Annotated in this window: 29 protein-coding genes, 1 other RNA gene and 1 other annotated feature; of the genes, 17 read left to right on the top strand and 13 right to left on the bottom strand. The window is 51.7% G+C overall.

Annotation, left to right across the window (positions count from 1 at the left end; genetic code table 11):
- Window positions 1–77 precede the first annotated feature (77 nt).
- The 3 genes from raiA to pheA all read left to right on the top strand — a co-directional run bounded on the left by raiA (window position 78) and on the right by pheA (window position 1,836).
- Complete coding sequence (gene raiA / locus AC236I_RS06075) at window positions 78–413, top strand: ribosome-associated translation inhibitor RaiA (protein ID WP_004866516.1); 336 nt, start codon at window positions 78–80, stop codon at window positions 411–413.
- 106 nt (window positions 414–519) lie between these two features.
- Window positions 520–644 (top strand) — a sequence feature (Phe leader region).
- Window positions 521–568, top strand: a complete 48-nt coding sequence (gene pheL, locus AC236I_RS06070; protein ID WP_193312497.1) for a pheA operon leader peptide PheL — start codon at window positions 521–523, stop codon at window positions 566–568. It overlaps the preceding feature by 48 nt.
- Before the next feature lie 31 nt (window positions 645–675).
- Window positions 676–1,836: a bifunctional chorismate mutase/prephenate dehydratase gene (gene pheA / locus AC236I_RS06065; RefSeq protein WP_004866518.1), complete on the top strand. Its 1,161-nt coding sequence runs from the start codon at window positions 676–678 to the stop codon at window positions 1,834–1,836.
- Here pheA and AC236I_RS06060 read toward each other — a convergent pair.
- From AC236I_RS06060 to aroF, 3 genes are all read right to left on the bottom strand, one after another.
- Window positions 1,833–2,705 (bottom strand): SMP-30/gluconolactonase/LRE family protein, encoded by an 873-nt coding sequence (locus AC236I_RS06060; protein WP_004866520.1) that lies wholly within the window; start codon window positions 2,703–2,705, stop codon window positions 1,833–1,835. The two genes, pheA and AC236I_RS06060, sit on opposite strands and share 4 nt — an antisense overlap.
- A gap of 66 nt (window positions 2,706–2,771) precedes the next feature.
- On the bottom strand, window positions 2,772–3,893 hold the full coding sequence (gene tyrA / locus AC236I_RS06055) for a bifunctional chorismate mutase/prephenate dehydrogenase (RefSeq protein ID WP_004866523.1): 1,122 nt from the start codon (window positions 3,891–3,893) through the stop codon (window positions 2,772–2,774).
- A gap of 9 nt (window positions 3,894–3,902) precedes the next feature.
- A complete protein-coding gene (gene aroF / locus AC236I_RS06050) occupies window positions 3,903–4,973 on the bottom strand; it encodes a 3-deoxy-7-phosphoheptulonate synthase AroF (RefSeq protein WP_004866527.1) in 1,071 nt (356 codons plus the stop codon).
- Window positions 4,974–5,320: 347 nt separating this feature from the next.
- Here aroF and yfiR point away from each other — a divergent pair, with 347 nt between their 5' ends.
- The 3 genes from yfiR to AC236I_RS06035 are packed head-to-tail and all read left to right on the top strand — an operon-like array spanning window position 5,321 to window position 7,540.
- Complete coding sequence (gene yfiR / locus AC236I_RS06045) at window positions 5,321–5,830, top strand: regulatory sequestration protein YfiR (protein WP_032718208.1); 510 nt, start codon at window positions 5,321–5,323, stop codon at window positions 5,828–5,830.
- Window positions 5,823–7,046, top strand: a complete 1,224-nt coding sequence (gene dgcN / locus AC236I_RS06040; protein ID WP_015585931.1) for a diguanylate cyclase DgcN/YfiN — start codon at window positions 5,823–5,825, stop codon at window positions 7,044–7,046. The genes yfiR and dgcN overlap by 8 nt, the downstream gene beginning before the upstream one ends.
- 11 nt (window positions 7,047–7,057) lie before the next feature.
- Window positions 7,058–7,540 (top strand): OmpA family protein, encoded by a 483-nt coding sequence (locus AC236I_RS06035; RefSeq protein ID WP_015585930.1) that lies wholly within the window; start codon window positions 7,058–7,060, stop codon window positions 7,538–7,540.
- A gap of 4 nt (window positions 7,541–7,544) precedes the next feature.
- On the opposite strand, the gene AC236I_RS06030 is transcribed toward AC236I_RS06035, so the two are convergent.
- From AC236I_RS06030 to ffh, 7 genes are all read right to left on the bottom strand, one after another.
- Complete coding sequence (locus AC236I_RS06030) at window positions 7,545–8,909, bottom strand: PepSY-associated TM helix domain-containing protein (protein ID WP_103073295.1); 1,365 nt, start codon at window positions 8,907–8,909, stop codon at window positions 7,545–7,547.
- A gap of 53 nt (window positions 8,910–8,962) precedes the next feature.
- The gene (locus AC236I_RS06025) at window positions 8,963–9,403 is read right to left on the bottom strand and encodes a DUF2946 domain-containing protein (RefSeq protein ID WP_004866543.1); all 441 of its coding nucleotides are present in this window, start codon (window positions 9,401–9,403) and stop codon (window positions 8,963–8,965) included.
- Window positions 9,404–9,524: 121 nt separating this feature from the next.
- Window positions 9,525–9,872: a 50S ribosomal protein L19 gene (rplS, locus tag AC236I_RS06020; RefSeq protein ID WP_002914145.1), complete on the bottom strand. Its 348-nt coding sequence runs from the start codon at window positions 9,870–9,872 to the stop codon at window positions 9,525–9,527.
- Window positions 9,873–9,911: 39 nt separating this feature from the next.
- Window positions 9,912–10,679, bottom strand: a complete 768-nt coding sequence (trmD, locus tag AC236I_RS06015) for a tRNA (guanosine(37)-N1)-methyltransferase TrmD (protein ID WP_126509444.1) — start codon at window positions 10,677–10,679, stop codon at window positions 9,912–9,914.
- Between the two features lie 31 nt (window positions 10,680–10,710).
- The gene (gene rimM / locus AC236I_RS06010; protein ID WP_004866548.1) at window positions 10,711–11,259 is read right to left on the bottom strand and encodes a ribosome maturation factor RimM; all 549 of its coding nucleotides are present in this window, start codon (window positions 11,257–11,259) and stop codon (window positions 10,711–10,713) included.
- A gap of 18 nt (window positions 11,260–11,277) precedes the next feature.
- Window positions 11,278–11,526 carry a 30S ribosomal protein S16 gene (rpsP, locus tag AC236I_RS06005; protein WP_004866550.1) on the bottom strand — a complete coding sequence of 83 codons (249 nt, stop codon included), beginning with the start codon at window positions 11,524–11,526 and terminating at the stop codon, window positions 11,278–11,280.
- A gap of 249 nt (window positions 11,527–11,775) precedes the next feature.
- Entirely contained in the window at window positions 11,776–13,140 is a 1,365-nt protein-coding gene (gene ffh / locus AC236I_RS06000) for a signal recognition particle protein (protein WP_004866553.1), read from the bottom strand.
- A gap of 166 nt (window positions 13,141–13,306) precedes the next feature.
- Between ffh and AC236I_RS05995 the strand changes: the two genes are divergently transcribed.
- Entirely contained in the window at window positions 13,307–14,098 is a 792-nt protein-coding gene (locus tag AC236I_RS05995; protein WP_004866556.1) for a cytochrome C assembly family protein, read from the top strand.
- Between the two features lie 118 nt (window positions 14,099–14,216).
- Window positions 14,217–15,503, top strand: a complete 1,287-nt coding sequence (locus AC236I_RS05990) for an HlyC/CorC family transporter (protein ID WP_032718085.1) — start codon at window positions 14,217–14,219, stop codon at window positions 15,501–15,503.
- 133 nt (window positions 15,504–15,636) lie between these two features.
- Here the strand turns inward: AC236I_RS05990 and grpE are convergent, their stop codons facing one another.
- A complete protein-coding gene (gene grpE / locus AC236I_RS05985) occupies window positions 15,637–16,227 on the bottom strand; it encodes a nucleotide exchange factor GrpE (protein WP_004866563.1) in 591 nt (196 codons plus the stop codon).
- A 123-nt stretch (window positions 16,228–16,350) separates the two neighbouring features.
- On the opposite strand from grpE, the gene nadK reads away from it, so the two are divergent.
- The 3 genes from nadK (at window position 16,351) to bamE (ending at window position 19,466) form a co-directional block, all read left to right on the top strand.
- Window positions 16,351–17,229 (top strand): NAD(+) kinase, encoded by an 879-nt coding sequence (gene nadK, locus AC236I_RS05980; RefSeq protein ID WP_088883728.1) that lies wholly within the window; start codon window positions 16,351–16,353, stop codon window positions 17,227–17,229.
- 86 nt (window positions 17,230–17,315) lie between these two features.
- On the top strand, window positions 17,316–18,977 hold the full coding sequence (gene recN / locus AC236I_RS05975; RefSeq protein WP_044348888.1) for a DNA repair protein RecN: 1,662 nt from the start codon (window positions 17,316–17,318) through the stop codon (window positions 18,975–18,977).
- Window positions 18,978–19,124: 147 nt separating this feature from the next.
- Complete coding sequence (gene bamE / locus AC236I_RS05970) at window positions 19,125–19,466, top strand: outer membrane protein assembly factor BamE (protein ID WP_004866572.1); 342 nt, start codon at window positions 19,125–19,127, stop codon at window positions 19,464–19,466.
- A 68-nt stretch (window positions 19,467–19,534) separates the two neighbouring features.
- On the opposite strand, the gene AC236I_RS05965 is transcribed toward bamE, so the two are convergent.
- Both AC236I_RS05965 and AC236I_RS05960 read right to left on the bottom strand, forming a co-directional pair.
- On the bottom strand, window positions 19,535–19,825 hold the full coding sequence (locus tag AC236I_RS05965; RefSeq protein WP_004866575.1) for an RnfH family protein: 291 nt from the start codon (window positions 19,823–19,825) through the stop codon (window positions 19,535–19,537).
- The gene (locus tag AC236I_RS05960) at window positions 19,815–20,252 is read right to left on the bottom strand and encodes a type II toxin-antitoxin system RatA family toxin (RefSeq protein ID WP_004866577.1); all 438 of its coding nucleotides are present in this window, start codon (window positions 20,250–20,252) and stop codon (window positions 19,815–19,817) included. The genes AC236I_RS05965 and AC236I_RS05960 overlap by 11 nt, the downstream gene beginning before the upstream one ends.
- 152 nt (window positions 20,253–20,404) lie before the next feature.
- Here AC236I_RS05960 and smpB point away from each other — a divergent pair, with 152 nt between their 5' ends.
- The 6 genes from smpB to AC236I_RS05930 all read left to right on the top strand — a co-directional run bounded on the left by smpB (window position 20,405) and on the right by AC236I_RS05930 (window position 26,455).
- Window positions 20,405–20,887, top strand: coding sequence for an SsrA-binding protein SmpB (gene smpB / locus AC236I_RS05955; protein ID WP_004866580.1), 483 nt, complete (start codon window positions 20,405–20,407; stop codon window positions 20,885–20,887).
- A gap of 146 nt (window positions 20,888–21,033) precedes the next feature.
- Window positions 21,034–21,398: a transfer-messenger RNA gene (ssrA, locus tag AC236I_RS05950) on the top strand.
- A gap of 204 nt (window positions 21,399–21,602) precedes the next feature.
- Entirely contained in the window at window positions 21,603–22,844 is a 1,242-nt protein-coding gene (locus AC236I_RS05945) for an integrase (RefSeq protein WP_334644705.1), read from the top strand.
- A 452-nt stretch (window positions 22,845–23,296) separates the two neighbouring features.
- The gene (locus AC236I_RS05940; protein WP_164096920.1) at window positions 23,297–24,259 is read left to right on the top strand and encodes a retron St85 family RNA-directed DNA polymerase; all 963 of its coding nucleotides are present in this window, start codon (window positions 23,297–23,299) and stop codon (window positions 24,257–24,259) included.
- On the top strand, window positions 24,240–25,826 hold the full coding sequence (locus AC236I_RS05935; RefSeq protein WP_334644706.1) for an AAA family ATPase: 1,587 nt from the start codon (window positions 24,240–24,242) through the stop codon (window positions 25,824–25,826). Before AC236I_RS05940 ends, AC236I_RS05935 begins: the two co-directional genes overlap by 20 nt.
- On the top strand, window positions 25,823–26,455 hold the full coding sequence (locus AC236I_RS05930) for a retron system putative HNH endonuclease (protein ID WP_164096922.1): 633 nt from the start codon (window positions 25,823–25,825) through the stop codon (window positions 26,453–26,455). The genes AC236I_RS05935 and AC236I_RS05930 overlap by 4 nt, the downstream gene beginning before the upstream one ends.
- Window positions 26,456–26,489: the final 34 nt, after the last annotated feature.

The following is a 26,489-nucleotide window of genomic DNA, read 5'->3' as shown; positions in this document are numbered from 1 at the left end:
TGATGCAGATCACACATCTTGACATTGGGAGAGGTATGCTGGGTTCACCAAGACGGGAAAGACAAGAGGTAAAATTTATGACAATGAACATTACCAGTAAACAAATGGAAATTACTCCGGCAATTCGCCAGCATGTCGCAGACCGTCTCGCCAAATTGGATAAATGGCAAACCCACTTAATCAACCCGCACATCATTCTCTCTAAGGAGCCGCAGGGTTTTGTCGCTGATGCAACCATTAATACGCCAAACGGGCATCTGGTCGCCAGCGGAAGAAGCGAAGATATGTACGTCGCAATCAACGAATTGATCAACAAGCTGGAACGGCAGCTGAATAAAGTGCAACACAAAGGGGAAGCCCGCCGCGCCGCAACATCGGTGAAAGAGGCAGGCTTTGTGGAAGAAGAAGAGTAATCCTTAACTTAATATTGTGTAACGCCACGCGCCTTCGGGCGCGTTTTTTATTGACAGGATGAAAACAGTACGGGTACTGTAATCTCAACTGAGCCAAGGAATTCATCGTGAAACGACTAGCGTTCTTCTTCGCATTCTTTTTTACCTTCCCCTGAACGGGAGGCGATTCGTCGTGTGATAAAGAATGCGAAGACGAACAACAAGGCCTCCCAAACGGGAGGCCTTTTTTATTGATAAATCAATAACAAGAAAGGCAACACATATGACCGAGGAAAACCCGTTACTGGCTCTGCGCGATAAGATCAGCGCACTGGATGAAAAACTGCTCGCGCTGCTGGCAGAACGCCGCGGACTGGCTGTAGAGGTCGGTAAAGCGAAGCTGGCATCACACCGTCCGGTTCGTGATATCGACCGCGAGCGCGATCTGCTGGAGCGTCTGATAACGCTGGGGAAAAGCCACCATCTGGATGCCCACTACATCACCCGCCTGTTTCAGCTGATTATCGAGGATTCCGTTCTCACCCAGCAAACCCTGCTGCAGCAGCATCTGAATAAAATCAATCCGCATTCAGCGCGCGTGGCTTTCCTGGGACCAAAAGGGTCATATTCACATCTGGCCGCCCGCCAGTACGCGGCGCGCCATTTCGAACAGTTCATCGAGAGCGGCTGCGCAAAATTTGCCGATATCTTTAACCAGGTGGAAACCGGCCAGGCCGACTACGCGGTCGTTCCTATCGAAAATACCAGCTCCGGTGGCATCAATGATGTCTACGATCTGCTGCAGCATACCAGCCTGTCGATCGTCGGTGAGCTCACGATCCCAATCGATCACTGCGTTCTGGTCTCGGCGTCAACCGATCCGCAGCACATTCAGACCGTATATAGCCACCCGCAGCCGTTCCAGCAGTGCAGCCAGTATCTGAGCCGTTATCCGCACTGGAAAATTGAATACACGGAAAGCACCTCTGCAGCGATGGAAAAAGTGGCTCAGGCAAACTCACCGGGCGTCGCCGCGCTGGGTAGCGAAGCCGGTGGCGCGCTGTACGGCCTGCAGGTTCTTGAACATTGCCAGGCCAATCAGACACAAAACATCACCCGTTTCCTGGTGCTGGCACGTAAAGCGGTGAATGTTTCCGAACAGGTACCGGCAAAAACCACGCTGCTCATGGCAACCGGACAACAGGCCGGTGCGCTGGTTGAAGCGCTGCTGGTGTTGCGCAATCACAACCTGATCATGACCAAGCTGGAATCTCGTCCGATTCACGGCAACCCGTGGGAAGAGATGTTTTATCTGGATATCCAGGCCAACCTGGAATCAATGCCTATGCGTAAGGCACTAAAAGAGCTGGCCGAGATTACCCGTTCCATGAAAGTTCTGGGTTGCTACCCAGGCGAAAACGTCGTGCCGGTCGATCCTATCTAACGCTCTGTAAATACGGGTTTCTTCATCCCTGCCACCGTCACCGGCAGGGTGAAGATAGCGCCGGAAAGCGGATATTGCTGGACTTCGTCGGCAGACATATTTTCGCGCGTGGTCGTGATGTATAACGTGCGCATATCCGCTCCGCCAAAACAGACCATTGTCGGGCAGCGCACCGGTAATCGATGCTCTTCCAGCTGTTCACCGGTCGGTGAAAAACGGGCAACACGCCAGCCATCAAACATTGCGCTCCAGTAGCAACCCTCTTCATCCACGGCCGCCCCGTCTGGAATCCCCTCTCCAGGCTGAAAACGCCGAAAGACTTCGCGTTTACCGGGCTCGCCCTGTTCATCCAGCGGAGTGCGGTAGATAACCGCGTTTGGCGTATCCGAGGTGTACATCCAACGCTTGTCTGCGCTAAAGGCCAGACCGTTGGCGCCATGGATATCGCACTGAATCACCCGCGGAGTGAGATCGTGGTTGATGCGCATCAGCAGCGCGCCGTTATAATCTCCTGGCCCCCAGAATGTACCGGCATAAAAACGCCCGTCGCGATCGGTGCCGCCATCGTTAAAGCGTGCCAGCTGCGGGTTGCTCGGATTATCACAAATTTTGCGTCGCAACAGACCATGGGCATCGGTAAGCCAGATAGCGCTGCGTAGCGCCACAATAAAGCCCCCTTTCTCGCGCAGGGCAAAGCAGCCCACTTCTTCGGGAAACTGCAGAACCTGATGTTCGCCGCTGCGGATGTCGTAACGGTGAATTTCGCACTCCAGAATATCGGCCCAGTAGAGCGCCTGCTCGGCGTCACTCCAGGTCGGACATTCCGGCAGATGTCCTGCGTAATCAAACAGCGGTTGTGGTTCAGCCATCGTTTTCATCCCTATAAAAAAAGCCAGCGGGTTTCCCCTCTGGCTTTGATTATATACGGTTTTCCGTTACTGCCGGTTATCATTCGCCTGACGCAGCAGCGTCCGACTTTCGCTCTGGAAGCGCTGGGCATAATCGCCAAACCAGTGCTCCACTTTGCGGAAGCTGTCGATAAACGCCTGTTTATCCCCCTGCTCCAGCAGGCCAATCGCTTCACCAAAACGCTGGTAGTAGCGTTTAATCAGCGCCAGATTGTTTTCCGATGACATAATAATATCCGCATACAGCTGCGGATCCTGCGCAAACAGGCGGCCAACCATCGCCAGCTCAAGGCGGTAGATCGGGGATGACAACGCCAGCAGCTGTTCGAGGCGAACGTTTTCTTCCGCCAGATGCAGGCCATAGGCAAAGGTCGCAAAGTGACGTAGCGCCTGAATAAAAGCCATATTCTGATCGTGTTCAACGGCGCTGATACGGTGCAGGCGGGCGCCCCAGACCTGAATTTGCTCAAGGAACCACTGATATGCCTCCGGCTGACGACCATCGCAGTAAACCACCACCTGCTTCGCCAGGCTGCCGCTGTCCGGCCCGAACATCGGGTGCAGACCCAGTACCGGACCACGGTGCGCGGCCAGCATCGCCTGCAAAGGTTCCGCTTTCACCGACGCCAGGTCGACCAGGATACAGTCCGCCGGTAACGGCGGCAGCTGACCAATTGTATCGACCGTCGCATGGATAGGCACGCTAACGATGACCATTCCGGCATCAGCAACAATGTCCGCTGCCCGCGCCCAGTCGTCTTTCTCCAGGATACGTACCTGGTAGCCTGAAAGCGTCAGCATTTTCTCAAACAGACGCCCCATCTGCCCACCGCCGCCGACAATCACCACCGGGCGCAGATTCGGACACAGCGTTTTGAAGCCTTTATCATTCTCGCTGGAATATGACTCGCGCATGACGCGACGCAGCACGTCCTCGATAAGATCGGGCGGAACGCCCAGCGCCGACGCCTCTTCCCGTCGGGAAGCCAGCATCGCCGCTTCCCGTTCCGGGACGTAAATCGGCAGCCCATACTGGCTTTTGACCTCTCCGACTTCGGCAACCAGCTCCAGGCGGCGCGCCAGTAGCCCCAGCAGCGCCTTATCGACTTCATCAATTTGATCGCGTAACGCGGTCAGTTCAGCAACCATACTATCCTCTTACCCCAGACGAGCCGCCAGATGACCGCGCAGATCCTGATCCAGTTCGCGCAGCAGGGCATCAGTCGTTTCCCAGCTGATGCAGGCATCGGTGACGGACACGCCGTATTTCATATCACAACGCGGCTGTTCAGAAGACTGATTACCTTCGTGGATATTACTTTCGATCATCAGGCCAATGATGGAACGATTACCATCTTTAATCTGTGCGACGACGGATTCCGCAACCGCAGGCTGGCGGCGGTAGTCTTTATTAGAATTCCCATGGCTGCAATCTACCATCAGTGACGGTTTCAGTCCCGCCTGAGCCATCTCTTTTTCACACTTCTCGACATCTTCCGGGCCGTAGTTAGGGGCTTTACCGCCGCGCAGAATAACGTGGCCGTTCGGATTGCCCTGGGTTTGCAGCAGACAAACCTGGCCGGCCTGGTTAATCCCGACGAAACGGTGCGGCATCGCCGCGGCGCGCATCGCGTTAATTGCCGTCGACAGGCTACCGTCGGTACCGTTTTTAAAGCCAACCGGCATTGACAGACCTGACGCCATTTCACGGTGAGTCTGGGATTCGGTCGTGCGTGCGCCGATAGCAGACCAGCTAAACAGATCGCCGAGGTACTGCGGGCTGTTTGGATCCAGCGCTTCCGTTGCCAGCGGTAACCCCATGTTAACCAGCTCTACCAGCAAGCGACGCGCAATCTTCAGACCGCCTTCAACATCAAACGAGCCATCCATATGCGGATCGTTAATCAACCCTTTCCAGCCCACGGTAGTACGAGGCTTTTCAAAATAGACGCGCATGACCAGGTAGAGGCTATCGCTGACCTCTTCGGCAAGTGCTTTAAAACGATGAGCGTATTCAATTGCCGCCTCTGGATCGTGGATCGAGCAAGGTCCACACACCACCAGCAGACGCGGATCGCGGCCGGCAATAATGTCAGATATGGTCTGACGGGACTGCGCGATTTGCGCTTCTTGTTCGAGGCTCAGCGGGAATTCAGCTTTCAGCTGATCCGGCGTGATCAGAACCTGTTCGTCGGTAATATGTACGTTATTCAGCGCGTCTTTTTGCATGATTGCGATCCTGTGTAGCTCGTTTGCGATAGTTGGTTCCTCGGTGAGGAGTGACGTAACGATACCACACAAAGTAAAGATTTCAATCCATAATCCGTAAATTTTACTTTACACCAGCAAATTAAATGGCCCTTTATTTCGCCATAAGTGTAAACTTATTGGTACAACACCATATTTACCCCTGCTGACGCTCACCTTTCCCCCACCTTCGTTTACGAATAATCCTGGTCAGAATTATCTCAAAGCAAAGTGGGCGGTTAATGACGCTCCCCACCAACAATGGTATCCTGCGCCCGGGCATCAGCGATCTGCAATTCATGCACCCGACGAACCTGACGGATCCGTTAATGAAAGAGTTCTACCGTCTTTTTTTTATTTTTTTGTTATTTATCGTGGGCTACCCCGCTTTTGCCGCTGACGCACCTAAAAATGTTCGGGCTATTGTTTCGGGTATTGTCACCTATACCCGCTGGCCAGCGTTATCTGGCCCACCGAGGCTGTGTATTTTTTCTACCTCGCGTTATACCTACAGCCTGGCTCAGGAACATCCTGAGGCTTTACCGTACAAACCGGTCATTGTGCGTAATACAGAAGAAGCGTTGAATACGGTTTGTGATGGATTTTATTTTGGCAGCGAGTCGCCCTCTCAACAGGCGAAGCTCACGGCAGAATATCCATCACGCCCCTTATTACTCATTGCGGAACAAAATAGCGAGTGTGCAATCGGCAGTGCTTTTTGCCTGATCATAAATGACAAAAGGGTCAGATTCTCCGTGAATCTGGATGTCCTGACACACAGCGGTGTGCGGGTTAATCCAGACGTACTGATGCTTGCCCGGAATAACGCACATGAATAAGGATTTCTCTCAGGCTCCGCGCCCCACCTTTAAACGCGCACTACGCCGCATCAGCGTAATAAGCGTAGTGATCTCTATGACCCTGGTCTGGCTATTGCTGAGTACCGCGTCAGTCTTTACCTTGAAACAGTATGCGCAGAAGAATCTGGCGCTGACGGCCGCCACGATGAGCCGTAGTCTTGAAGCCGCGCTGGTTTTCGATGACAGCGCTGCGGCAGAAGAGACGCTGGCGACGCTCGGCAGACAGGGGCAGTTTTCCGAAGCGCTGGTGCTGGATAACCAGCAAAATCACTTCGCCGTCTGGCGTAATACGGACCTGGTTCGGCAGGAGAAATTCAGCGGCCTCATCAGCAAATGGTTGTTTCCTGAACCCACAACCCAGCCAATCTTGCATCTGGGGAAGGTCGTCGGCGAACTTCGGCTGACGGCGCTGGACAGCCTGATAAGCCACTTCCTCGGCATATCTATTATTGTTTTGACCGGCAGTATTCTGCTGGCCTCATTTATCGCCTTATTGCTGACGCATTCTCTGCACCACGGTATCGTCACCGCCTTACAAAGCATTACCGAGGTGGTACATGACATCCGGGAAAACCGCCACTTCTCCCGTAGGGTCCCTGAAGAGCGTATCGAGGAGTTCCATCTGTTCGCCCAGGACTTTAATAGCCTGTTGGGTGAAATGGAGGACTGGCAGCAGCAGCTGCAGGCTAAAAATGCCCAGCTGTTACGCACCTCGTTACATGATCCCCTCACCGGACTGGCCAATCGCGCTGCGTTTCGCAACGTTATCAGTACATTAATGAAAGATGAGGCTGCCCGACGCAGTTCGGCATTGCTCTTTCTTGATGGCGATAATTTTAAGCTGATTAATGATAACTGGGGTCATGCGACGGGAGACAAGGTCCTCATCGAAGTCGCCAGCCGGCTGATGAATTTTGTCAGCAAGCGCCATCAGGCCTGGCGTTTAGGCGGTGACGAATTCGCGATCTTGTTGCGTGACGTACACTCAGAGGCGGAAGTCAAGACGCTCTGCACATCGTTATCCAGCCAGTTTCTTGAACCGTTTAATCTGCATAACGGCCATACTGCGACCCTGTCGCTCAGCATTGGCTATGCGCTGGCCTGGGAACATGCGTCAGCGGAGAACCTGCAGGAGTTCGCCGATCAACATATGTATCGGATGAAACACCGGCGTATTCCTCAAGTACAAAAATAAAAGGAACAACCATGCTCAGGAAATATTTTGCTCCCGCACTGATGGCCGCAGTTTTACTCACCGGCTGTCAGGCCCCGCAAGGGAAATTCTCTCAGGAACAGGTTGCTGCCATGAAGTCCTACGGCTTTACAGAAAGTGATGGCGACTGGTCGCTGGGTTTGTCCGACAGCATCCTGTTTGATAAAAATGACTACCATCTGCGCAGCGATAGCCAGGCGCAAATCCAGAAAATGGCCTCTCGTCTGGCTTCTACCGGGATTACGCACGCCCGGTTAGACGGACACACCGATAACTACGGTGAAGACGGCTATAACGAAATGCTGTCGCTTAAACGCGCCAACATCGTCGCGGATGACTGGGCGAAGGGGGCCAATATCCCGCGTAGCAATTTAACGACCCGCGGGTTAGGGAAAAAATATCCTATCGCCAGCAACGATACGGCGAAAGGGCGTGCTGAAAACCGTCGCGTTACGGTGGTCATCAGCACGCCGTAGGCACTTAGTCGACCGACTTCGCGAGCATGACGGCCGTTGCCGCCCGCCAGCGCAGATAGTCAATCACCAGTCCTGCCGCGAGGCTGGCGCCCATTAACGGTAACGCCAGCCCCAGCATCACTGCCATCGCCAGCGTGAGCGCGCGGGCGGGCCATCCCAGGTTGAACCACGCCTGAATCAGGGTATTCGCCGGGTTAAACGCCGCATGAGCCGGCCGCCGGATCCACCACAGGCGATACCCCACCACAATCATCACGCACAGCGCGATCCCAAACGCGATCAGCAGCAGTTGATTGGCAAGACCAAACAGAATCCCCATATGGAAATCCACGCCCCAGCGGGTGAGCTTCGCCATTAACGGGAAATCGACAAAGCGGGTGCGATCGACAACCTGCATGTTCTCCCCATCAATCGCCACAGCATCCACCTGCGTGGGCCAGCTTCGGTCAATTTCATTGACCGTCCACGCCCGCCCCGCCGCCGCCGGAGGGCGGATTTCCAGCTTGCTGGCAGCGAGACCCGCCGCACGCGCGATCGTCAGCACCCGATCAAACTGCTCGCCTTTCGCCGCCGGCGCCGCATCTGCCCGATGCCCCATATGGTGTTCGGCATGCGGATCATGCGGCATCGGCATGGCACTATGCAGCTGCGTATTCACCTGCGGGGTCAGCCAGCCGAATGCCGCGCGCATTTTATCCACATTGCCGCCGGCCCACTGCGACCAGGTCAGCCCGGTGGCGGAGAAAAGCAGCATACCTGCCAGTAGCCCCCAGCCCAGAGAAACATGCAGACGACGGCTATTCTGCATACGATTATTTATCCGCCTGCGGGGACGAGTCATCGCCCAGAGGACAATGCCACCGAGAGCCGCAACCCACATCCATGATGCAGCCAGCTCGCTATAAAGCCGGCCGCTATCCCCGAGCAGCAATGATTTATGGGCGTAATCGATCCACTGGCGCAGCGGTAAAATTCCGCTGGTACCATAGACCGTCATATCGCCCTTCACTTTCAGCGTTACCGGGTCGATAAAGATCGCCCGGGACTCAGACTCTCCCAACTGCGGATCGGCAAACATCACCCGCGTGGTCTCCCCGGCCTTAATCGCCGGGCGCAACGCCTGTAAACGAAGATTCCCCTGAGTCGTCTCTTCCGCGACTGCCAGCTGGGCGCTAAGCGGCTGACGATCGCCGCTCAACGAGCCACGAAGGGCATCCTGATAGAGCCAGTTCTCCAGCTGTGGAGTGGCCACGTACAGCGTCCCGGTAAGGGCCGCCACGAAGATAAACGGCCCGATAAACAGACCAATATAGAAATGGAGGCGTCGCAGCAGGTTCAGCCATGCCGCGCGCGAGGTGCAGGTAGTCATACTTTTCCTTTCTGAAAGCAAAAAGAGAACGTGGCGCTGTGCGCCTTGTTATTTTAGAAAGCAGAAAAAGCAGACCGATGCGGCGGCGCGCGGGTTTCGGGGTACAGCCAGGGGAAGAAATGCCGGCGCTTCAGCACCAGACAGGGGAAAAGCACGCGCACGCGGCGCAGGATAACGGAGATAAGCAGCGCCAGCGCAAACAGCAGCCCCGGAACGTGAGCCAGCAGCACGCAGTAGCCACAGGCCTCCGCATGGTCGAGCGGCATCGTGTGCGTCGACTGGGGCGCAGGAGAATCCACCGGGTGGGACATCATCTGCTCATGCGGCATATCCGCCATCATCATGGCATGATGCATGCCGGGCATAGCGCTCATCGGATCTTTTTGCAATGAGACCGAGATCAGCGGCGCAATCACAATCAGCAGGATCGAAAACAGCGCCAGCCATGCGGCCCGCCGTATAAACGCTGAGTGTAGAGAAAGTTTGCTGACCACCGCCCCTCCGAAATGAGAGCGATATTGTAAATGATTTACATCAGAATGGTTAAATTGAAGATAAAAAAAGGGCCGGCCCAACGGGCCAGCCCTTTTCATCAGGATGTCGCGAAAGCGAATCTTAGTTAAGACGCTCTTTGATACGAGCAGACTTACCGGTACGCTCACGCAGGTAGTACAGTTTAGCTTTACGTACAGCACCACGACGTTTAACAGCAATGCTGTCAACTACCGGAGAGTGAGTCTGGAAGACACGCTCAACGCCTTCGCCGTTGGAAATTTTACGAACAGTGAATGCAGAGTGCAGACCGCGGTTACGAATAGCGATAACCACGCCCTCGAATGCCTGCAGACGTTTTTTGGAACCTTCAACAACCCATACTTTCACTTCCACGGTATCACCCGGACGGAAGGAAGGTACGTCCTGCTTCATCTGTTCTTGTTCAAGTTGCTTAATAATGTTGCTCATAATTTAATCTCTTATCCTGGGTAAACTGATATTGGGGGCTTACGCCATCCCATCATGTTTATGCTGCTGTTTTGCGTGTTCAGTTTTGAACTCCGCCAGCAACTTTGCTTGCTCTTCAGTCAGAGCCAGGTTTTCCAAAAGTTCAGGTCTTCTAAGCCAGGTACGGCCCAGCGACTGTTTCAAACGCCAGCGACGAATCTCAGCATGGTTTCCCGACAGCAAAACTGGCGGTACTTCCATCTCTTCTAACACTTCAGGACGGGTATAGTGTGGGCAGTCCAGCAATCCATCGGCAAAGGAATCTTCCGTTGCCGATGCCTCATGACCCAGAACCCCCGGAATAAACCGGGAAACGGAGTCAATCAGCGTCATGGCTGGTAACTCACCACCGCTGAGGACGTAATCACCGATTGACCATTCTTCGTCAATTTCGGTCTGGATTACGCGCTCATCTATGCCTTCATAGCGACCGCACACCAGAATCAGTTTCTGATTCGTTGCCAGTTCGCTGACGCCCGCTTGATCAAGCTTGCGTCCCTGAGGTGACAGATAAATCACCTTTGCGCCTTCACCTGCCGCGGCTTTTGCTGCGTGAATGGCGTCCCGTAAGGGTTGCACCATCATTAGCATCCCCGGTCCGCCGCCGTAAGGACGATCGTCCACGGTACGGTGCCGGTCATGAGCAAAGTCACGAGGACTCCAGCTCTGGATGCTCAGCAGGCCATTTTTTACTGCCCGGCCAGTTACCCCGTAATCGGTAATTGCGCGGAACATTTCAGGAAACAGGCTAATTATGCCAATCCACATAGCGCCGTCTTTTACCGTTTATCCGGAGAATTTAAAAACCAGGATCCCAGTCTACTTCGATTGTGCGAGTAGCGAGATCGACTTTCTTGATAACCTGCCCATCGAGGAACGGAACCAGCCGCTCCTTGATACCAAATGCATCTTTCAGGTTTGCCTTAATGACGAGAACGTCATTTGACCCGGTTTCCATCATGTCGATGACTTTACCAAGGCCATAGCCTTCTGTGGTTACTACCTGGCAGCCCATCAGGTCTTTCCAGTAATAGTCACCCTCTTCGAGCTTCGGCAGCTGCGAGGAATCCACGACAATTTCGCAATTAGTCAGCAGATTCGCAGCATCACGATCGTCAATGCCTTTCAGCTTAATAACGATGTCCTGATTATGGTGGCGCCAGCTTTCCAGCTCAACGACCTGCCACTGACCCGCCTTCTGGATTAACCAGGGCTGATAGTCAAAAATGCTTTCGGCGTCTTCGGTGGAGGAAAACACTCTGAGCCAACCACGGATACCGTAGGAAGAACCCATCTTGCCCAATACGATCGGATCAACAGGTGCTTGTGCGGTGTGTTGCTTGCTCATCATGACCACCGTGACAGATTAAGCTGCTTTGTTTGCTGCTTTGATCAGCGCTGCAACGCGATCGGAAACGGTAGCGCCCTGGCCAACCCAGTGAGCGATACGATCCAGATCCAGACGCGTTTCTTCTTCGTTCGCAGAAGCGATCGGGTTGAAGAAACCAACGCGCTCAATGAAGCGACCGTTGCGTGCATTACGGCTGTCGGTGACAACAACCTGGTAGAACGGACGCTTTTTAGCGCCGTGACGAGCTAAACGAATAGTTACCATAACATCCTCTTGTGTGAATAGAACACCCGGGCCCCATCGAGGAACGGAGCCCGGGTGTCATATTAAAAGCCCGAAAATTTTACTCATTTTTGGGGAAATTGCAATCAACAGTTGATAAGTCTGCTATAAAAGGCCGTCGGCGGTGCGGTCAGTTCGGTGCCGACGTGCGCGCAGCCACCGGAGCGTACACGTAGTACGTGAGGATGGCGAGCACACCCCGGTGCCGAAATGGCAAACAAGCCAGGCCGATTAGCGACCTGGGAATCCTGGCGGCATCATCCCTTTCATCCCACGCATCATCTTCATCATGCCGCCTTTCGACTTCATCTTCTTCATCATGCGCTGCATATCATCAAACTGTTTGAGCAGACGGTTCACATCCTGCACCTGCATCCCGCAGCCGGCGGCGATACGGCGCTTACGTGAACCTTTAATGATTTCCGGCTTAGCACGCTCTTTCAGCGTCATCGAGTTGATGATCGCTTCCATCCGCACCAGCACTTTGTCATCCATCTGGGATTTCACGTTGTCCGGGATCTGCCCCATGCCGGGCAGTTTGCCCATCAGGCTGGCCATGCCGCCCATGTTTTTCATCTGACGCAGCTGCTCAAGGAAATCGGTCAGATCGAAACCATCGCCTTTCTTCAGCTTGGAGGCCAGCTTCTCGGCCTGCGCGCGGTCAACCTTGCTCTCGATATCTTCGATCAGCGACAGCACGTCGCCCATGCCGAGAATACGGGAAGCAATACGATCCGGGTGGAATGGCTCCAGCGCTTCGGTCTTTTCACCGACGCCAAGGAACTTAATCGGTTTACCGGTGATGTGGCGAATCGACAGCGCGGCACCGCCGCGGGCGTCGCCATCGACTTTGGTCAGCACCACGCCGGTCAGCGGCAGCGCTTCGTTAAAGGCTTTGGCGGTATTCGCGGCATCCTGACCGGTCATCGCATCAACGACGAACAGCGTTTCTACCGGGTTAAGAGAAGCGTGGACCTGTTTGATTTCGTCCATCATCGCTTCATCAACGTGCAGACGACCGGCGGTATCCACCAGCAGCACGTCGTAGAACTTCAGCTTCGCTTCTTTCAGCGCGGCGTTAACGATATCGATCGGCTTCTGGCCCACATCGGACGGGAAGAAATCAACGTTAACCTGCTCAGCCAACGTTTCCAGCTGTTTAATCGCCGCCGGGCGATAAACGTCCGCGGAGACCACCAGCACTTTCTTCTTGTGCTTCTCACGCAGGAATTTACCCAGCTTCGCGACGCTGGTGGTTTTACCCGCACCCTGCAGACCCGCCATCAGCACGACGGCCGGCGGCTGAGCGGCTAAATCCAGCGCCTGGTTCTCTTCGCCCATCGCCGCAACCAGCTCGTTACGTACGATTTTGACAAACTCCTGACCCGGGGTCAGGCTTTTGTTTACTTCATGACCCACCGCGCTCTCTTTGACGCGGCTGATGAAGTCACGAACGACAGGCAGCGCGACGTCCGCCTCCAGCAGCGCCATGCGGACTTCACGCAGGGTATCTTTAATATTGTCTTCGGTAAGGCGTCCGCGGCCGCTAATGTTGCGCAGCGAACGCGACAAACGATCGGTTAAATTATCAAACATTGTCTCTCGCCTGAGGTGGAAACTGTCGGTCGCAGCAGCGACACGAAAACACGGATTTGGCGCAGTATAACACGACATGAAGCGCGATGTGATGCAACGGTTGGAGCAGACGTCGCGTGACGCTATACTGCTTCTCTTTCTTATTTAGTCAACAGTCGACACCCATATGCCTGTTTTTGCTCTGCTCGCGCTTGTCGCCTACTCCATCAGCCTTGCGCTGATCATCCCCGGCCTGTTGCAAAAAAACAGCAGCTGGCGGCGGATGGCGATTCTTTCCGCAACTATTGCGTTGATTTGTCATGCTTTTGCGCTGGAGTCACGTATTTTCCCCGGCGGCGAGAGCGGACAGAATCTCAGTTTATTAAACGTCGGTTCGCTGGTCAGTCTGATGATCTGTACGGTGATGACTATCGTCGCGTCGCGTAACCGCGGCTGGCTGCTGCTGCCTATCGTCTACGCATTTGCGTTGATTAACCTGGCTTTCGCCACTTTCGTGCCGAACGAATACATCACCCATCTGGAAACCACGCCGGGAATGCTGGTGCACATCGGCCTGTCGCTCTTCTCTTATGCGACGCTGATTATTGCCGCGCTGTATGCGCTCCAGCTGGCATGGATCGATTATCAGTTGAAGAACAAAAAGCTGGCCTTCAGCCATGAAATGCCGCCGCTGATGAGTATCGAGCGTAAAATGTTTCATATTACGCAGGTCGGCGTGGTCCTGCTGACGCTGACGTTGTGCACCGGTCTGTTTTATATGCATAACCTGTTTAGCACGGAAAATATCGATAAAGCCGTGCTGTCGATCGTCGCGTGGTTCGTCTATATCGTTCTGTTGTGGGGCCACTATCATGAAGGATGGCGCGGTCGTCGGGTCGTCTGGTTTAACGTCACCGGCGCAGGCCTGCTGACGCTGGCTTACTTTGGCAGCCGCGTGCTTCAACAGTTTATTAGTTAACCCCGAACACCCGCCTGTCCCGGCAGGTGTCATCATTGCAGAAAGCCTGAAGACTGGCGCGCTCAGCGCCAGCAGGCTCATAAAATAGCCTACCGGGCCAGGCGTTAAGGAGTCCCCCCTGGAACACATATCTACCACCACGCTGATCGTGACGCTGATTATCATGGTGATTATCTCCGCCTATTTCTCCGGTTCTGAAACCGGGATGATGACCCTGAACCGCTATCGACTGCGGCATATGGCGAAACAAGGCAACCGCCAGGCAAAGCGCGTAGAAAAGCTGCTGCGCAAACCCGACCGTTTAATCAGCCTGGTGCTGATCGGCAATAACCTCGTCAACATCCTCGCCTCCGCGCTGGGGACGATTGTCGGTATGCGTCTGTATGGCGATGCCGGGGTGGCCATTGCCACCGGCGTACTGACCTTCGTGGTCCTGGTTTTTGCCGAGGTCCTGCCTAAAACCATCGCGGCGCTGTATCCGGAAAAGGTCGCCTACCCGAGCAGCTTCTTACTGGCGCCGCTGCAGGTGCTGATGATGCCGCTGGTCTGGCTGCTGAACACCATCACCCGCCTCCTGATGCGCATGATGGGCATCAAAACCGATATTATCGTCAGCGGCGCGCTGAGCAAAGATGAGCTGCGCACCATCGTGAACGAGTCGCGGACCCAAATCTCCCGCCGTAACCAGGACATGCTGCTGTCGGTGTTGGATCTCGAAAAGGTCAGCGTCAATGACATCATGGTCCCGCGCAATGAAATTATCGGTATTGATATTAACGACGACTGGAAATCAATCGTTCGCCAGCTGACCCACTCTCCTCACGGACGCATCGTGCTGTATCGCGGCTCGCTGGACGACGCCATCAGCATGCTGCGCGTACGTGAAGCCTATCGCCTGATGACCGAGAAAAAAGAGTTCACCAAAGAGGTGATGCTGCGCGCCGCCGATGAAATTTACTTCGTGCCGGAAGGAACGCCGCTCAGCACGCAGCTGGTGAAGTTCCAGCGCAATAAGAAGAAAGTAGGCCTGGTAGTCGATGAGTACGGTGACATCCAGGGGCTGGTGACGGTAGAAGATATTCTCGAAGAGATTGTCGGTGACTTCACTACCTCAATGTCGCCGACGCTGGCTGAAGAAGTCACGCCGTTAACCGACGGAACCGTCATCATTGATGGCAGCGCCAACGTGCGTGAAATCAATAAAGCGTTTAACTGGCATCTGCCGGAAGATGAGGCCCGAACGGTTAACGGGATTATTCTGGAGGCGCTGGAAGAGATCCCGGTTCCCGGCACGCGCGTGCGCATCGAGCAATATGATATCGATATTCTCGACGTCCAGGACAATATGATTAAGCAGGTGAAGGTCAAGCCGGTGAAGCCCCTTCGCGAGAGCGCCGCCGAGTAATCGACAGGCCTGACGCAGAGACGGTGGACCCTGGGTTCGCCGTTTTTTTTGCCCGCTGCTTTCCGGGCAACAAAACCGCAACGCGATAAAAACAATAAAAAACGGCCGCCCTTGGGCGGCCGTTGGAGGCGAATTATTTCGCTTTCGCTACGGTTACCATCGCTGCGCGAATGGTACGACCGTTCAGGGTATAGCCCTTTTGCATCACGCCCAGCACGTTGCCAGCCGCCACATCGTCAGACTCAACCATGGCGATGGCCTGGTGCACGTTAGGATCCAGCGGCACGTTGGTATCGGCAATCACTTCCACACCGAATTTTCGTACGACATCCAGCATCGACTTCAGCGTCAGCTCAATACCTTCAACCATGGAAGCCATGTCCGGATTGGCTTTATCGGCCACTTCCAGCGCGCGGTCCAGGCTGTCGATAACCGGCAGCAGTTCGTTAACGAACTTCTCCAGAGCAAATTTGTGCGCTTTTTCCACGTCCAGCTCGGTACGACGACGCAGGTTTTCCATTTCCGCTTTTATGCGCAGGACACCATCGCGTTCACGAGTCTGAGCTTCAGCCAGCTGCGCTTCCAGATTCGCAATTTTTTCATCGCGCGGATCCACCTGCTCAGCAGAAACTTCAGGCTCAACCGCCTCAACGTTCTCGTGCTGTTCCGTGATAATTTCTTCCGGGGCTTGCCCGTCAGGCGTTTTCTGTTCTTTACTACTCATGAATTTCTCCGCGTTTTTTTCGCATTCATCTCGCTAACTTCGCTTATTATGGGGATCCGTTTCCGGGTTTCAAGGGAAGCTGTCAGATTGTCATCATTCATTTAACGCAAGGACATCCAGAACATGAAGAACCATTTCAAGTGTATAGGCATTGTGGGACACCCTCGTCACCCAACCGCGCTGACCACACATGAAATGCTCTGGCGCTGGCTCTCCGGCAAAGGCTACGAGGTTCTGGTCGAACAACAGATTGCCCATGAGCTCCAGCTTAGCAACGTCCAAACGGGCACGCTGGCGGAAATTGGTCAGCAGGCGGATCTGGCGGTAGTGGTGGGCGGCGACGGCAATATGCTCGGCGCAGCGCGAACGCTGGCACGTTACGATATCAACGTCATCGGCATTAACCGCGGCAACCTCGGTTTTCTGACCGATCTCGACCCGGATAACGCTCTGCAGCAGCTCGCCGACGTCCTGGAAGGCCACTACATTTCGGAAAAACGTTTTTTGCTGGAAGCCCAGGTCTGCCAGCAAGATTGCCAGAAGCGCATCAGCACAGCGATTAATGAAGTGGTCCTGCACCCGGGCAAAGTCGCGCATATGATTGAGTTCGAAGTGTATATCGATGAGGTGTTTGCCTTCTCCCAACGTTCAGACGGCCTGATTATCTCCACGCCGACGGGCTCCACCGCCTATTCATTATCCGCCGGAGGCCCCATCCTGACACCCTCCCTGGATGCCATTACCCTGGTCCCTATGTTCCCGCATACCCTCTCGGCGCGTCCGCTGGTGATTAACGGCGACAGCACCATTCGCCTGCGTTTTTCCCAGCGCTGCAGCGATCTGGAGATCAGCTGCGACAGCCAGATAGCGCTGCCGATTCAGGATGGCGAAGATGTCCTTATCCACCGCTGCGATTATCATCTGAATCTCATTCATCCAAAAGATTACAGCTATTTCAATACATTGAGCACTAAACTCGGCTGGTCGAAAAAATTGTTCTGATTTTAGCAGCCGCCTCTTTACTGGATAAAAAACCAGTCTATACTGTACGAAAACACAGTAATGGTTTTTCATACAGGAAGGCAGCTATGCTGGCGCAACTCACCATCAGTAACTTTGCTATCGTTCGTGAACTGGAAATCGATTTTCACAGCGGAATGACCGCGATCACCGGGGAAACCGGTGCAGGGAAATCTATTGCCATTGATGCGCTGGGGCTGTGCCTCGGCGGAAGAGCCGAAGCAGACATGGTGCGAAGAGGCGCCAGCCGCGCAGACCTGTGCGCCCGCTTCGCCTTAAAAGATACTCCGGCGGCGCAGCGCTGGCTGGAAGAGAACCAGCTGGAAAGCGGACGTGAGTGTTTACTTCGCCGCGTCATCAGCACCGACGGTCGTTCGCGCGGCTTCATTAACGGTACCGCCGTTCCCCTCTCCCAGCTTCGCGAGCTTGGTCAGCTGCTTATTCAGATCCACGGCCAGCACGCGCACCAGCTATTAACGAAGCCAGAACACCAAAAAACGCTGCTCGATGGTTATACCGGTGAGTATGCGCTTACTCAGCGTATGGCTGAACACTACCGCCAGTGGCATCAAAGCTGCCGCGAGCTGGCCCAGCATCAGCAGCAGAGCCAGGAACGCGCAGCCCGCGCCGACCTGCTGCAATATCAGCTGAAAGAGTTGAATGAGTTCAATCCGCAGCCGGGTGAGTTCGAACAAATCGATGAAGAGTACAAACGTCTGGCCAACAGCGGCCAGCTGCTGACCACCTGTCAGCACGCGCTGACGGTGCTCGCAGATGGCGAAGAAGCCAACCTGCAGAGCCAGCTCTACACTGCCAGGCAGCTGGTGACCGAGCTCGTCGGTATGGACAGCAAGCTCTCGGGCGTGCTGGATATGCTTGAAGAGGCGGCTATTCAGCTCAGCGAAGCCAGCGACGAACTGCGTCACTATAACGACCGTCTGGATCTCGACCCGAATCGTCTGTTCGAGCTCGAGCAACGCATCTCTCGCCAGATAGCCCTGGCGCGTAAGCATCAGATCACCCCGGAAGAGCTCCCCGCATTTTATCAGGGTCTGCTGGAAGAGCAGCGGCTGCTGGACGACAGCGCGGGCTCGCTGGAATCACTTAGCCAGACCGTGATAGAACACCATCAGCTGGCGCTAGAGACTGCTCAGCAGCTGCACGCTCTGCGTCAAACCAGTGCGCAAGAGCTGGCGCAGTTAATCACGGAGAGTATGCGCTCACTTTCCATGCCTCACGGGGTGTTTGCCATCGAGGTTGCCTTTGATGAGCGTCATCTCACCGCCGAAGGGGCCGACCGTATCGAGTTTCGCGTCACCACCAACCCGGGACAGCCGCTTCAGCCCATTGCTAAAGTCGCTTCCGGTGGCGAACTGTCGCGTATTGCGTTGGCCATTCAGGTCATTACCGCGCGGAAGATGGAAACGCCGGCCCTGATTTTCGATGAGGTAGATGTCGGTATCAGCGGCCCGACGGCGGCAGTCGTCGGCAAACTGCTGCGTCAGCTGGGCGAATCGACCCAGGTCATGTGCGTCACTCACCTGCCGCAGGTTGCCGGCTGTGGCCATCATCATTTCTTCGTCTGCAAAGAGACCGACGGCGAGATGACGGAAACCCATATGCACCCGCTCGACAAACGGGCGCGACTGCAGGAACTGGCCCGTCTGCTGGGCGGTAGCGAAGTCACTCGTAATACGCTGGCAAACGCGAAAGAGTTGCTCGCGGCGTAAACTTTTTGATTTTCGCAGAGTCATAGTGAACAGCAAATTGCCGCAAGACCTGCAGTCGAAGGTTTCCAACTGGGCAAAGGTCTATTATTATCGGCATATTACAGATGAGCCACGTACTGCTCGGGCCCGAAAAGGAATAAAATCACTATGCGCTGTAAAACGCTGACTGCTGCCGCAGCGGTTCTTCTCATGTTGACCGCAGGCTGTTCCACTCTGGAACGAGTGGTTTACCGTCCTGATATCAACCAGGGTAACTATCTGGCACCCAACGATGTAGCAAAAATTCGTGTCGGCATGACGCAACAGCAGGTTGCTTATGCGCTGGGTACCCCAATGATGTCGGATCCGTTTGGTACCAACACCTGGTTCTATGTTTTCCGTCAGCAGCCTGGGCATGAAAAAATCACCCAGCAGACGCTAACGCTGACCTTCAACAGCAGCGGCGTGTTAACCAACATTGATAACAAACCGGCTCTGACCAACGAGTAATGCAGTAAACACCTTGCTGCAAAAAGACAAAAAGCGCTCACTGAGCGCTTTTTTTATCCCTTTCGCCGCTATTTCCCGGCGTTTTTCTCCGCGCGCTGACGACGCAGCTCTTTCGGATCGGCAATCAGCGGGCGGTAGATTTCCACCCGATCGCCATCATGCACCACATCATTCAGCTTAACCGGGCGACTGTAGATTCCGACCTTGTTCTTCGCCAGATCGATATCGCCGCGCAGCGCCAGCAGGCCGCTGGCAATAATCGCCTGTTCAACCGTTGCGCCCTCTTCAAGCTTTACGCTTTGCAGGTACTGCTTCTCCGGCAAGGCATAGGCAACTTCCACCACGATGTTAGCCGACACGATAGACCTCTTTGGCCCTGGCCGTGAAAGCCTGGACCATATTTAATGCCAGCTCTTTGAAGATGCGACCAAACGCCATCTCAATCAGCATATTGGTGAATTCAAAATCGAGATGAAACTCAATTTTGCAGGCATCCGAGCTCAGCGGGATAAACTTCCAGCCGCCAATCAGCTTTTTAAACGGGCCATCGACCAGGCTCATTAAAATGCTCTGGTTACTGGTAAGGGTATTACGCGTCGTAAAGGTCTTACTGATGCCTGCTTTGGACACATCAACCGCCGCCATCATCTGCGTCGGCCCAGACTCCAGCACACGGCTCCCGGTGCAGCCAGGCAAAAAATCAGGATAGGACTTCACGTCATTTACGAGTTGATACATCTGTTCCACACTGAAGGGCACCAGCGCAGTACGGCTAATCTGAGGCATAGCAAGTTCCACATTTATACACATCGCAAATAATATCATTTATCTGCCGCTAAAAAAAACGCTGTGCCGCAACTCGTGCTAAGATAGCGCATTACACCTCGCAGGATGGATTGAGGTACTGTGTTCCCGTTTAGCAATGACTTCAGGACATTATGACCAAGAAAAAAGCCCACAAACCTGGATCAGCCACCATTGCGCTGAATAAACGCGCCCGCCATGAATACTTTATCGAAGATGAATACGAGGCTGGTCTTGCCCTGCAAGGGTGGGAAGTCAAATCTCTGCGCGCCGGCAAAGCCAACATCAGCGACAGCTATGTCATCCTGAAAGATGGCGAAGCCTATCTCTTTGGTGCCAACTTTACGCCGATGGCCGTGGCATCGACCCACTACGTCTGCGACCCGACGCGTACCCGTAAGCTGCTGCTTAATCAGCGCGAGCTGGATGCCCTGTACGGCCGAATCAACCGTGAAGGCTACACTGTCGTAGCCCTGTCGCTGTACTGGAAGAACGCCTGGTGCAAAGTGAAAATCGGCGTCGCCAAAGGTAAGAAGCAGCACGATAAGCGTACCGATCTCAAAGATCGCGAGTGGGCGCTGGATAAAGCCCGTATTATGAAACACGCCGGTCGCTAATCCCCTCTTTTTAAGGGCCGGCTCAGCTGGCCCTTATGCGCTATATCGTTGTTGATGCTGCTTTTTCACCCACCCAGCCCCCATAATCGTGCGAACGAGTGCTGGTAACTCCATTCACAAATCTGTTATACTCGCCTTAACACATTGGGGCTGATTCTGGATTCGACGGGATTCGCGAAACCCAAGGTGCATGCCGAGGGGCGGTTGGCCTCGTAAAAAGCCGCAAAAAAATAGTCGCAAACGACGAAAACTACGCTTTAGCAGCTTAATAACCTGCTAAGAGCCCTCTCTCCCTAGCTTCCGCTCTTAAGACGGGGAATAAAGAGAGGTCAAACCCAAAAGAGATCGCGTGGAAGCCCTGCCTGGGGTTGAAGCGTTAAAACTAATCAGGCTAGTTTGTCAGTGGCGTGTCCGTCCGCAGCTGGCCAGCGAATGTAAAGACTGGACTAAGCATGTAGTGCCGAGGATGTAGGAATTTCGGACGCGGGTTCAACTCCCGCCAGCTCCACCAAAATTCTCCATCGGTGATTACCAGAGTCATCCGATGAAGTCCTAAGAGCCCGCACGGCACAAGCCCTGCGGGCTTTTTTGTGCCTTCAATTTGTCCCGCGAAGTCCGAAGAGAACTAATTAAATCCGAACCTTTTAGGCCCATTGATAGGCCCAACGAAAAGCTCTATTGTTTTCGTTGGGCCTAAACGCATGGAGACTCCCCCATGGCAAGAAAAACCAAGCCGTTAACCGATACGGAAATCAAAGCCGCCAAACCTAAAGCTACCGATTACCAGCTGTATGATGGTGACGGGCTTACTCTATTAATCAAGTCCAGTGGTAGTAAGCTCTGGCAGTTCCGTTACTATCGGCCTCTGACCAAGCAGCGAACCAAACAGAGCTTCGGTGCATACCCTGCCATATCCCTTTCTGATGCGCGTAAACTCAGAGCTGAATCTCGAGTTTTGTTGGCGAAAGACATTGATCCTCAGGAACATCAGAAAGAACAGGTAAGAAATTCTCAAGAGGCTAAAACCAACACTTTCTTGCTAGTTGCCCAGCGTTGGTGGAATGTGAAGAAAGCCAGCGTAACAGAAGGCTATGCCGACGATATCTGGCGCTCACTTGAGAGAGATATTTTTCCAGCAATCGGTGATATCAGTGTCACTGAGATTAAGGCCCATACTCTGGTTAAAGCAGTGCAGCCGGTCCAGGCCAGAGGTGCATTAGAGACAGTCCGACGCCTTTGTCAGCGTATTAACGAAGTCATGATTTATGCGCAGAACACAGGCCTGATTGATGCAGTTCCCAGTGTAAATATCGGAAAAGCGTTCGAGAAACCGCAAAAGAAAAACATGCCGAGTATCCGTCCGGATCAGCTTCCACAGTTAATGCAAACAATGCGTACAGCAAGTATCAGTGTGTCAACGCGGTGCTTGTTCATGTGGCAGCTTCTCACCATTACCCGCCCTGCCGAAGCTGCTGAGGCTCGATGGGATGAGATCGATTTCAATGCTAGCGAATGGAAAATTCCTGCAGCTCGAATGAAGATGAACCGGGACCATACGGTTCCACTATCCAATGAGGCTCTCTCTATTCTGGAAATGATGAAGTCACTCAGTGGTGGCCGTGAATTTATCTTTCCCAGTCGCATCAAACCAACCCAGCCAATGAACAGCCAAACAGTTAATGCCGCACTGAAGCGTGCTGGCTTAGGAGGCGTACTCGTTTCACACGGCTTACGTTCTATCGCCAGTACAGCACTCAATGAGAAAGGATTTCCGCCTGATGTCATTGAAGCAGCACTGGCTCATGTGGACAAAAATGAGGTACGTCGCGCTTACAACCGCAGCGATTACCTTGAGCAACGTCGTCCGATGATGCAGTGGTGGGCTGATTTTGTAAGCAAGGCCGACAGCGGATGTATTGTTGAAGCCGAAAAAAAGGAGTTCAAACTTGTGGGTTAAGGTTCCAGCAGGACTAGTTTCATTGGTTTTTTCCGGGTTAAAGCGCAATGACTCAACCCTGCTCTGCAGGTTTCGTAGATAAATTACAATCGAATTTGCCAATGTGGTTCGTGTTAGAAGCGGATGTTACAAGCAGCATAAGTAACAAATGATGATACGAAGGGCTAGGGCCTCATTCCTGCTACAAATTGGGGCGTTGATGTGAAGTAACCAATACAGTAAACTTGGGATGTCCTTTAGCGTTCAGACGATTGCGTCTAGTCGGGTGATTAGCCAGACTCTAACTTATTGTTAAGTTTCGTGGTTGCGGTAGTTGTTCTCCGCAGCCGCTTGTAAACTTCGCGGCTGCGGAGAACAACTACCGCATCCTTAAGTAAAGGGCAGTGGCAAACTGGATATCCAGTTTGCCACATTTTTTTCTGCATGTGTCTATGATTATTCAAGGACTTAGGATGCGCCTCAACCTTTATGCGAAACTGACCGAAATACAATCCCGTAATCGCAGACAAATTGATAGCTTCCTCTTTAACGCGCCTAACCGATATAAAGTGTACAGTATCCCCAAGCGTAATGGTGGGGAGAGAATCATCGCGCATCCATCAAGTGAGCTGAAGTCTTTTCAACATAGTCTGATTGATATTTTGGAATCCAATTTCTTAATCCATAAGAGCGCCGTAGCCTATAAAAAAGGTTGGGGAATTAAACATAATGCAGCCTTGCATTCTAATAATCCATATATCCTCAAATTAGATTTTACAGATTTCTTCAACAGTATCACACCAGATCTGCTCTTAATGGCATGTGCATGGAATGGGTACACTTTATCTATTGCCGAGGAAAGAGTCCTAACAAAAAGTTTATTTTGGAATAAAGCTAAAAGCCAGTCAGGTAGGCTTTCTTTAAGTGTTGGAGCTCCTAGTTCGCCACTAATTTCTAATATCGTAATGTATCTCTTTGACGAAACATTCAGCAGCCTTTGTGAGCAACGCGAGATTATTTATTCTCGTTATGCAGATGATCTTACATTTTCCACTCAACATAAAAACATTTTGTTTAGTTTACCTGATGAAGTAAGAACTTTTCTCAATAAGAACTATCACAATAGAATAACATTAAATGAACGTAAGACAGTATTTACTTCTCGAGCCCATAATCGCCATATAACAGGAATTACACTGACCACTAAAGGCACACTATCAGTAGGGCGAGAGCGTAAGAGATTTATTTCCTCTCTAATTCATAAATATAAATTAGGCTTACTCGAACCCGAGATGACCTATTATCTTCAAGGCTTGTTATCATTTGCCATTTACATTGAACCTGAGTTCAGAACCCGAATGTCCAAGAAATACTCTCAAGAAATCATCTTAGAAATAATTAAACTGAGGAAGGAAGATGGAACCTATAAAAAATAAAAAATTTATCAAACTCATATCTAACTCTCAGAAGGGAGATATCAATGCGTCCTACGAATTATATTCCAACTATAATAGCGGAAAGTTTTTGGAAAAGAATAGTAATAAGGCAAATGAATATCTTGATTTGGCATTAAAGCAGTTTCGACAGCAACACATTGAATTATCTCACTTATCCATTCTTAATTTTAGAATTGTAGATCGCCTTAGCTTAAACCTCACCAGCAATAAAATCCAAGTATTAGTTGGTAATAACGGCGCAGGTAAAACTACTGTGTTGGATGCTATCTCTCAAAGCCTTAGTTGGCTTATACAACGGATAGTACACAAAGGTGGGAAAGGTAAGGATATTGATAAGTCTGATATAACCCTTGAGAACAATGATGGTTATAGCTCAATTATTACTGAAATTAAGCTGAGAAAAAATTACAGTTCAAAACTCGAATTGTGCGAAGTTGAGGATGGAAGTGTTGTAAATAAAAAAAGTTATTACAATGATTTTACTAAATTAGGTAATTTATACAAACTAGCTTGTGAGAAAGATGAGCAATTCGAACTACCAATCTTAGCTTACTATGGTGTAACACGTGCGACTGATATACATTCAAAAGATGTGGCGGAATTTGATGAAACATCTTCTATAGAGATTCCTAATCGTTTCGATGGTTATACTAATGCTCTTGCAGGTAAAGCTGATTTTAAAGGATTCTTCCGCTGGTATAAACGTCTCGATGATTTAGTTAAGCACGAAGATAAAAACATTACTCATGCTCATCTTTCAATGCTTGACTCTCTTGAAAAACTAGCAGAATCGGATGAAGATCCTCGAGATTTATTGAATGATTTAATTACCAAGGCTCGTCAAGGAGGGAAAGAAAGTAGCAGTGCAAAAAGGACACAACAAATAATAAATGATGCAGTGACAATTTTCATGGGTGATTTCAGAAACTTAAGAATCGAGCTAAAACCAACATTACATATTTCAGTTGAAAAAAATGATATAAAAATCAATGTGCTTCAACTATCTCAGGGTGAAAAATCTTTACTCGCATTGGTTCTTGACATCTGTAGAAGAATGATAATACTTAACCCTTTATCAGAAAACCCTTTACTTTCTTCCGGGATCATTTTGATTGATGAAATAGATCTACACCTTCATCCGGAATGGCAAAGAAGTATATTGCGTAAGTTAAGCAATGTTTTCCCAAACTGTCAATTTATTGTATCAACACACTCACCTCAAATTATTAGTGAGGTTACATACGATAAAATATTCATACTCGGCAGAGATGACAATAATAAATTCAACTGTTCATCACCTAAGCAGTCCTATGGTCTGACATCAAACCAAGTTCTCAATGAAATAATGAAAACTGGGATTACTGATTTAGATCGCTCTCCAGAAGTGCAGGAAAGAATTGATAAAATATTTTTGCTAATAGCTAATGGAAAATTTGAAGAAGCGAAATCAAATATTTCTGAAATGGAAATAGAGCTCAATGGAGAGATCCCTGAATTTATTGGTGCTAAACTCGATATAGAAATTCAGGGGTGGGATGAAGAATGAGAGGTATAAATAAAGGAAATGAGCCTCGTTCACTTACCATGTATCGTGCAGCAGGTGGAGTATACGACGGGCATGATTTTACCCCGGTAAAGCATGCGATAAAATTATCCCTTTTGAAGGAGCAGGGGCATCTTTGCGCTTACTGCATGAGTCGAATTGCAATAGATAATATGAAAGTTGAACATTGGGCATGCCAATCCGACAACCCAGCACTTCAGCTTGACTATTCAAATTTGCTAGGTTGTTGCAAGGGAGATGAAGGGGAGAAAGGGGTTAATCAGACCTGCGATAGCCGTAAAGGGAATAGCCCCCTGAAATTTAACCCTAGTTGCCCACAGGATAGAATTAGCACAATAATACAGTACGGTGGGCAAGGAAAAATATATTCAACTGATGCAGTTTTTTCGGTACAACTAAATACAGTACTCAACCTTAACAAGGCCCGGCATGTAGGCAATAGATTGCAAGTTATAAAGTGGTTACGTTCAAAACTTTCATGCAAATCAGGAAGGCGTCGTACTAAGGCTGAAATTAGACGATTATTAGATGAATATATGATTGTTAATGCTCAAGGGCACTTGAGAGCTTATTGTGGTCTTGTTGAAAATTATCTTTCACATAGGCTATGAATGAATTAAGAAAATAATAGATATACATAATAAT

The sequence above is a fragment of the Klebsiella sp. Sb-30 genome (assembly GCF_057652795.1).
This window is presented reverse-complemented; position numbering and strand designations above follow the sequence as displayed.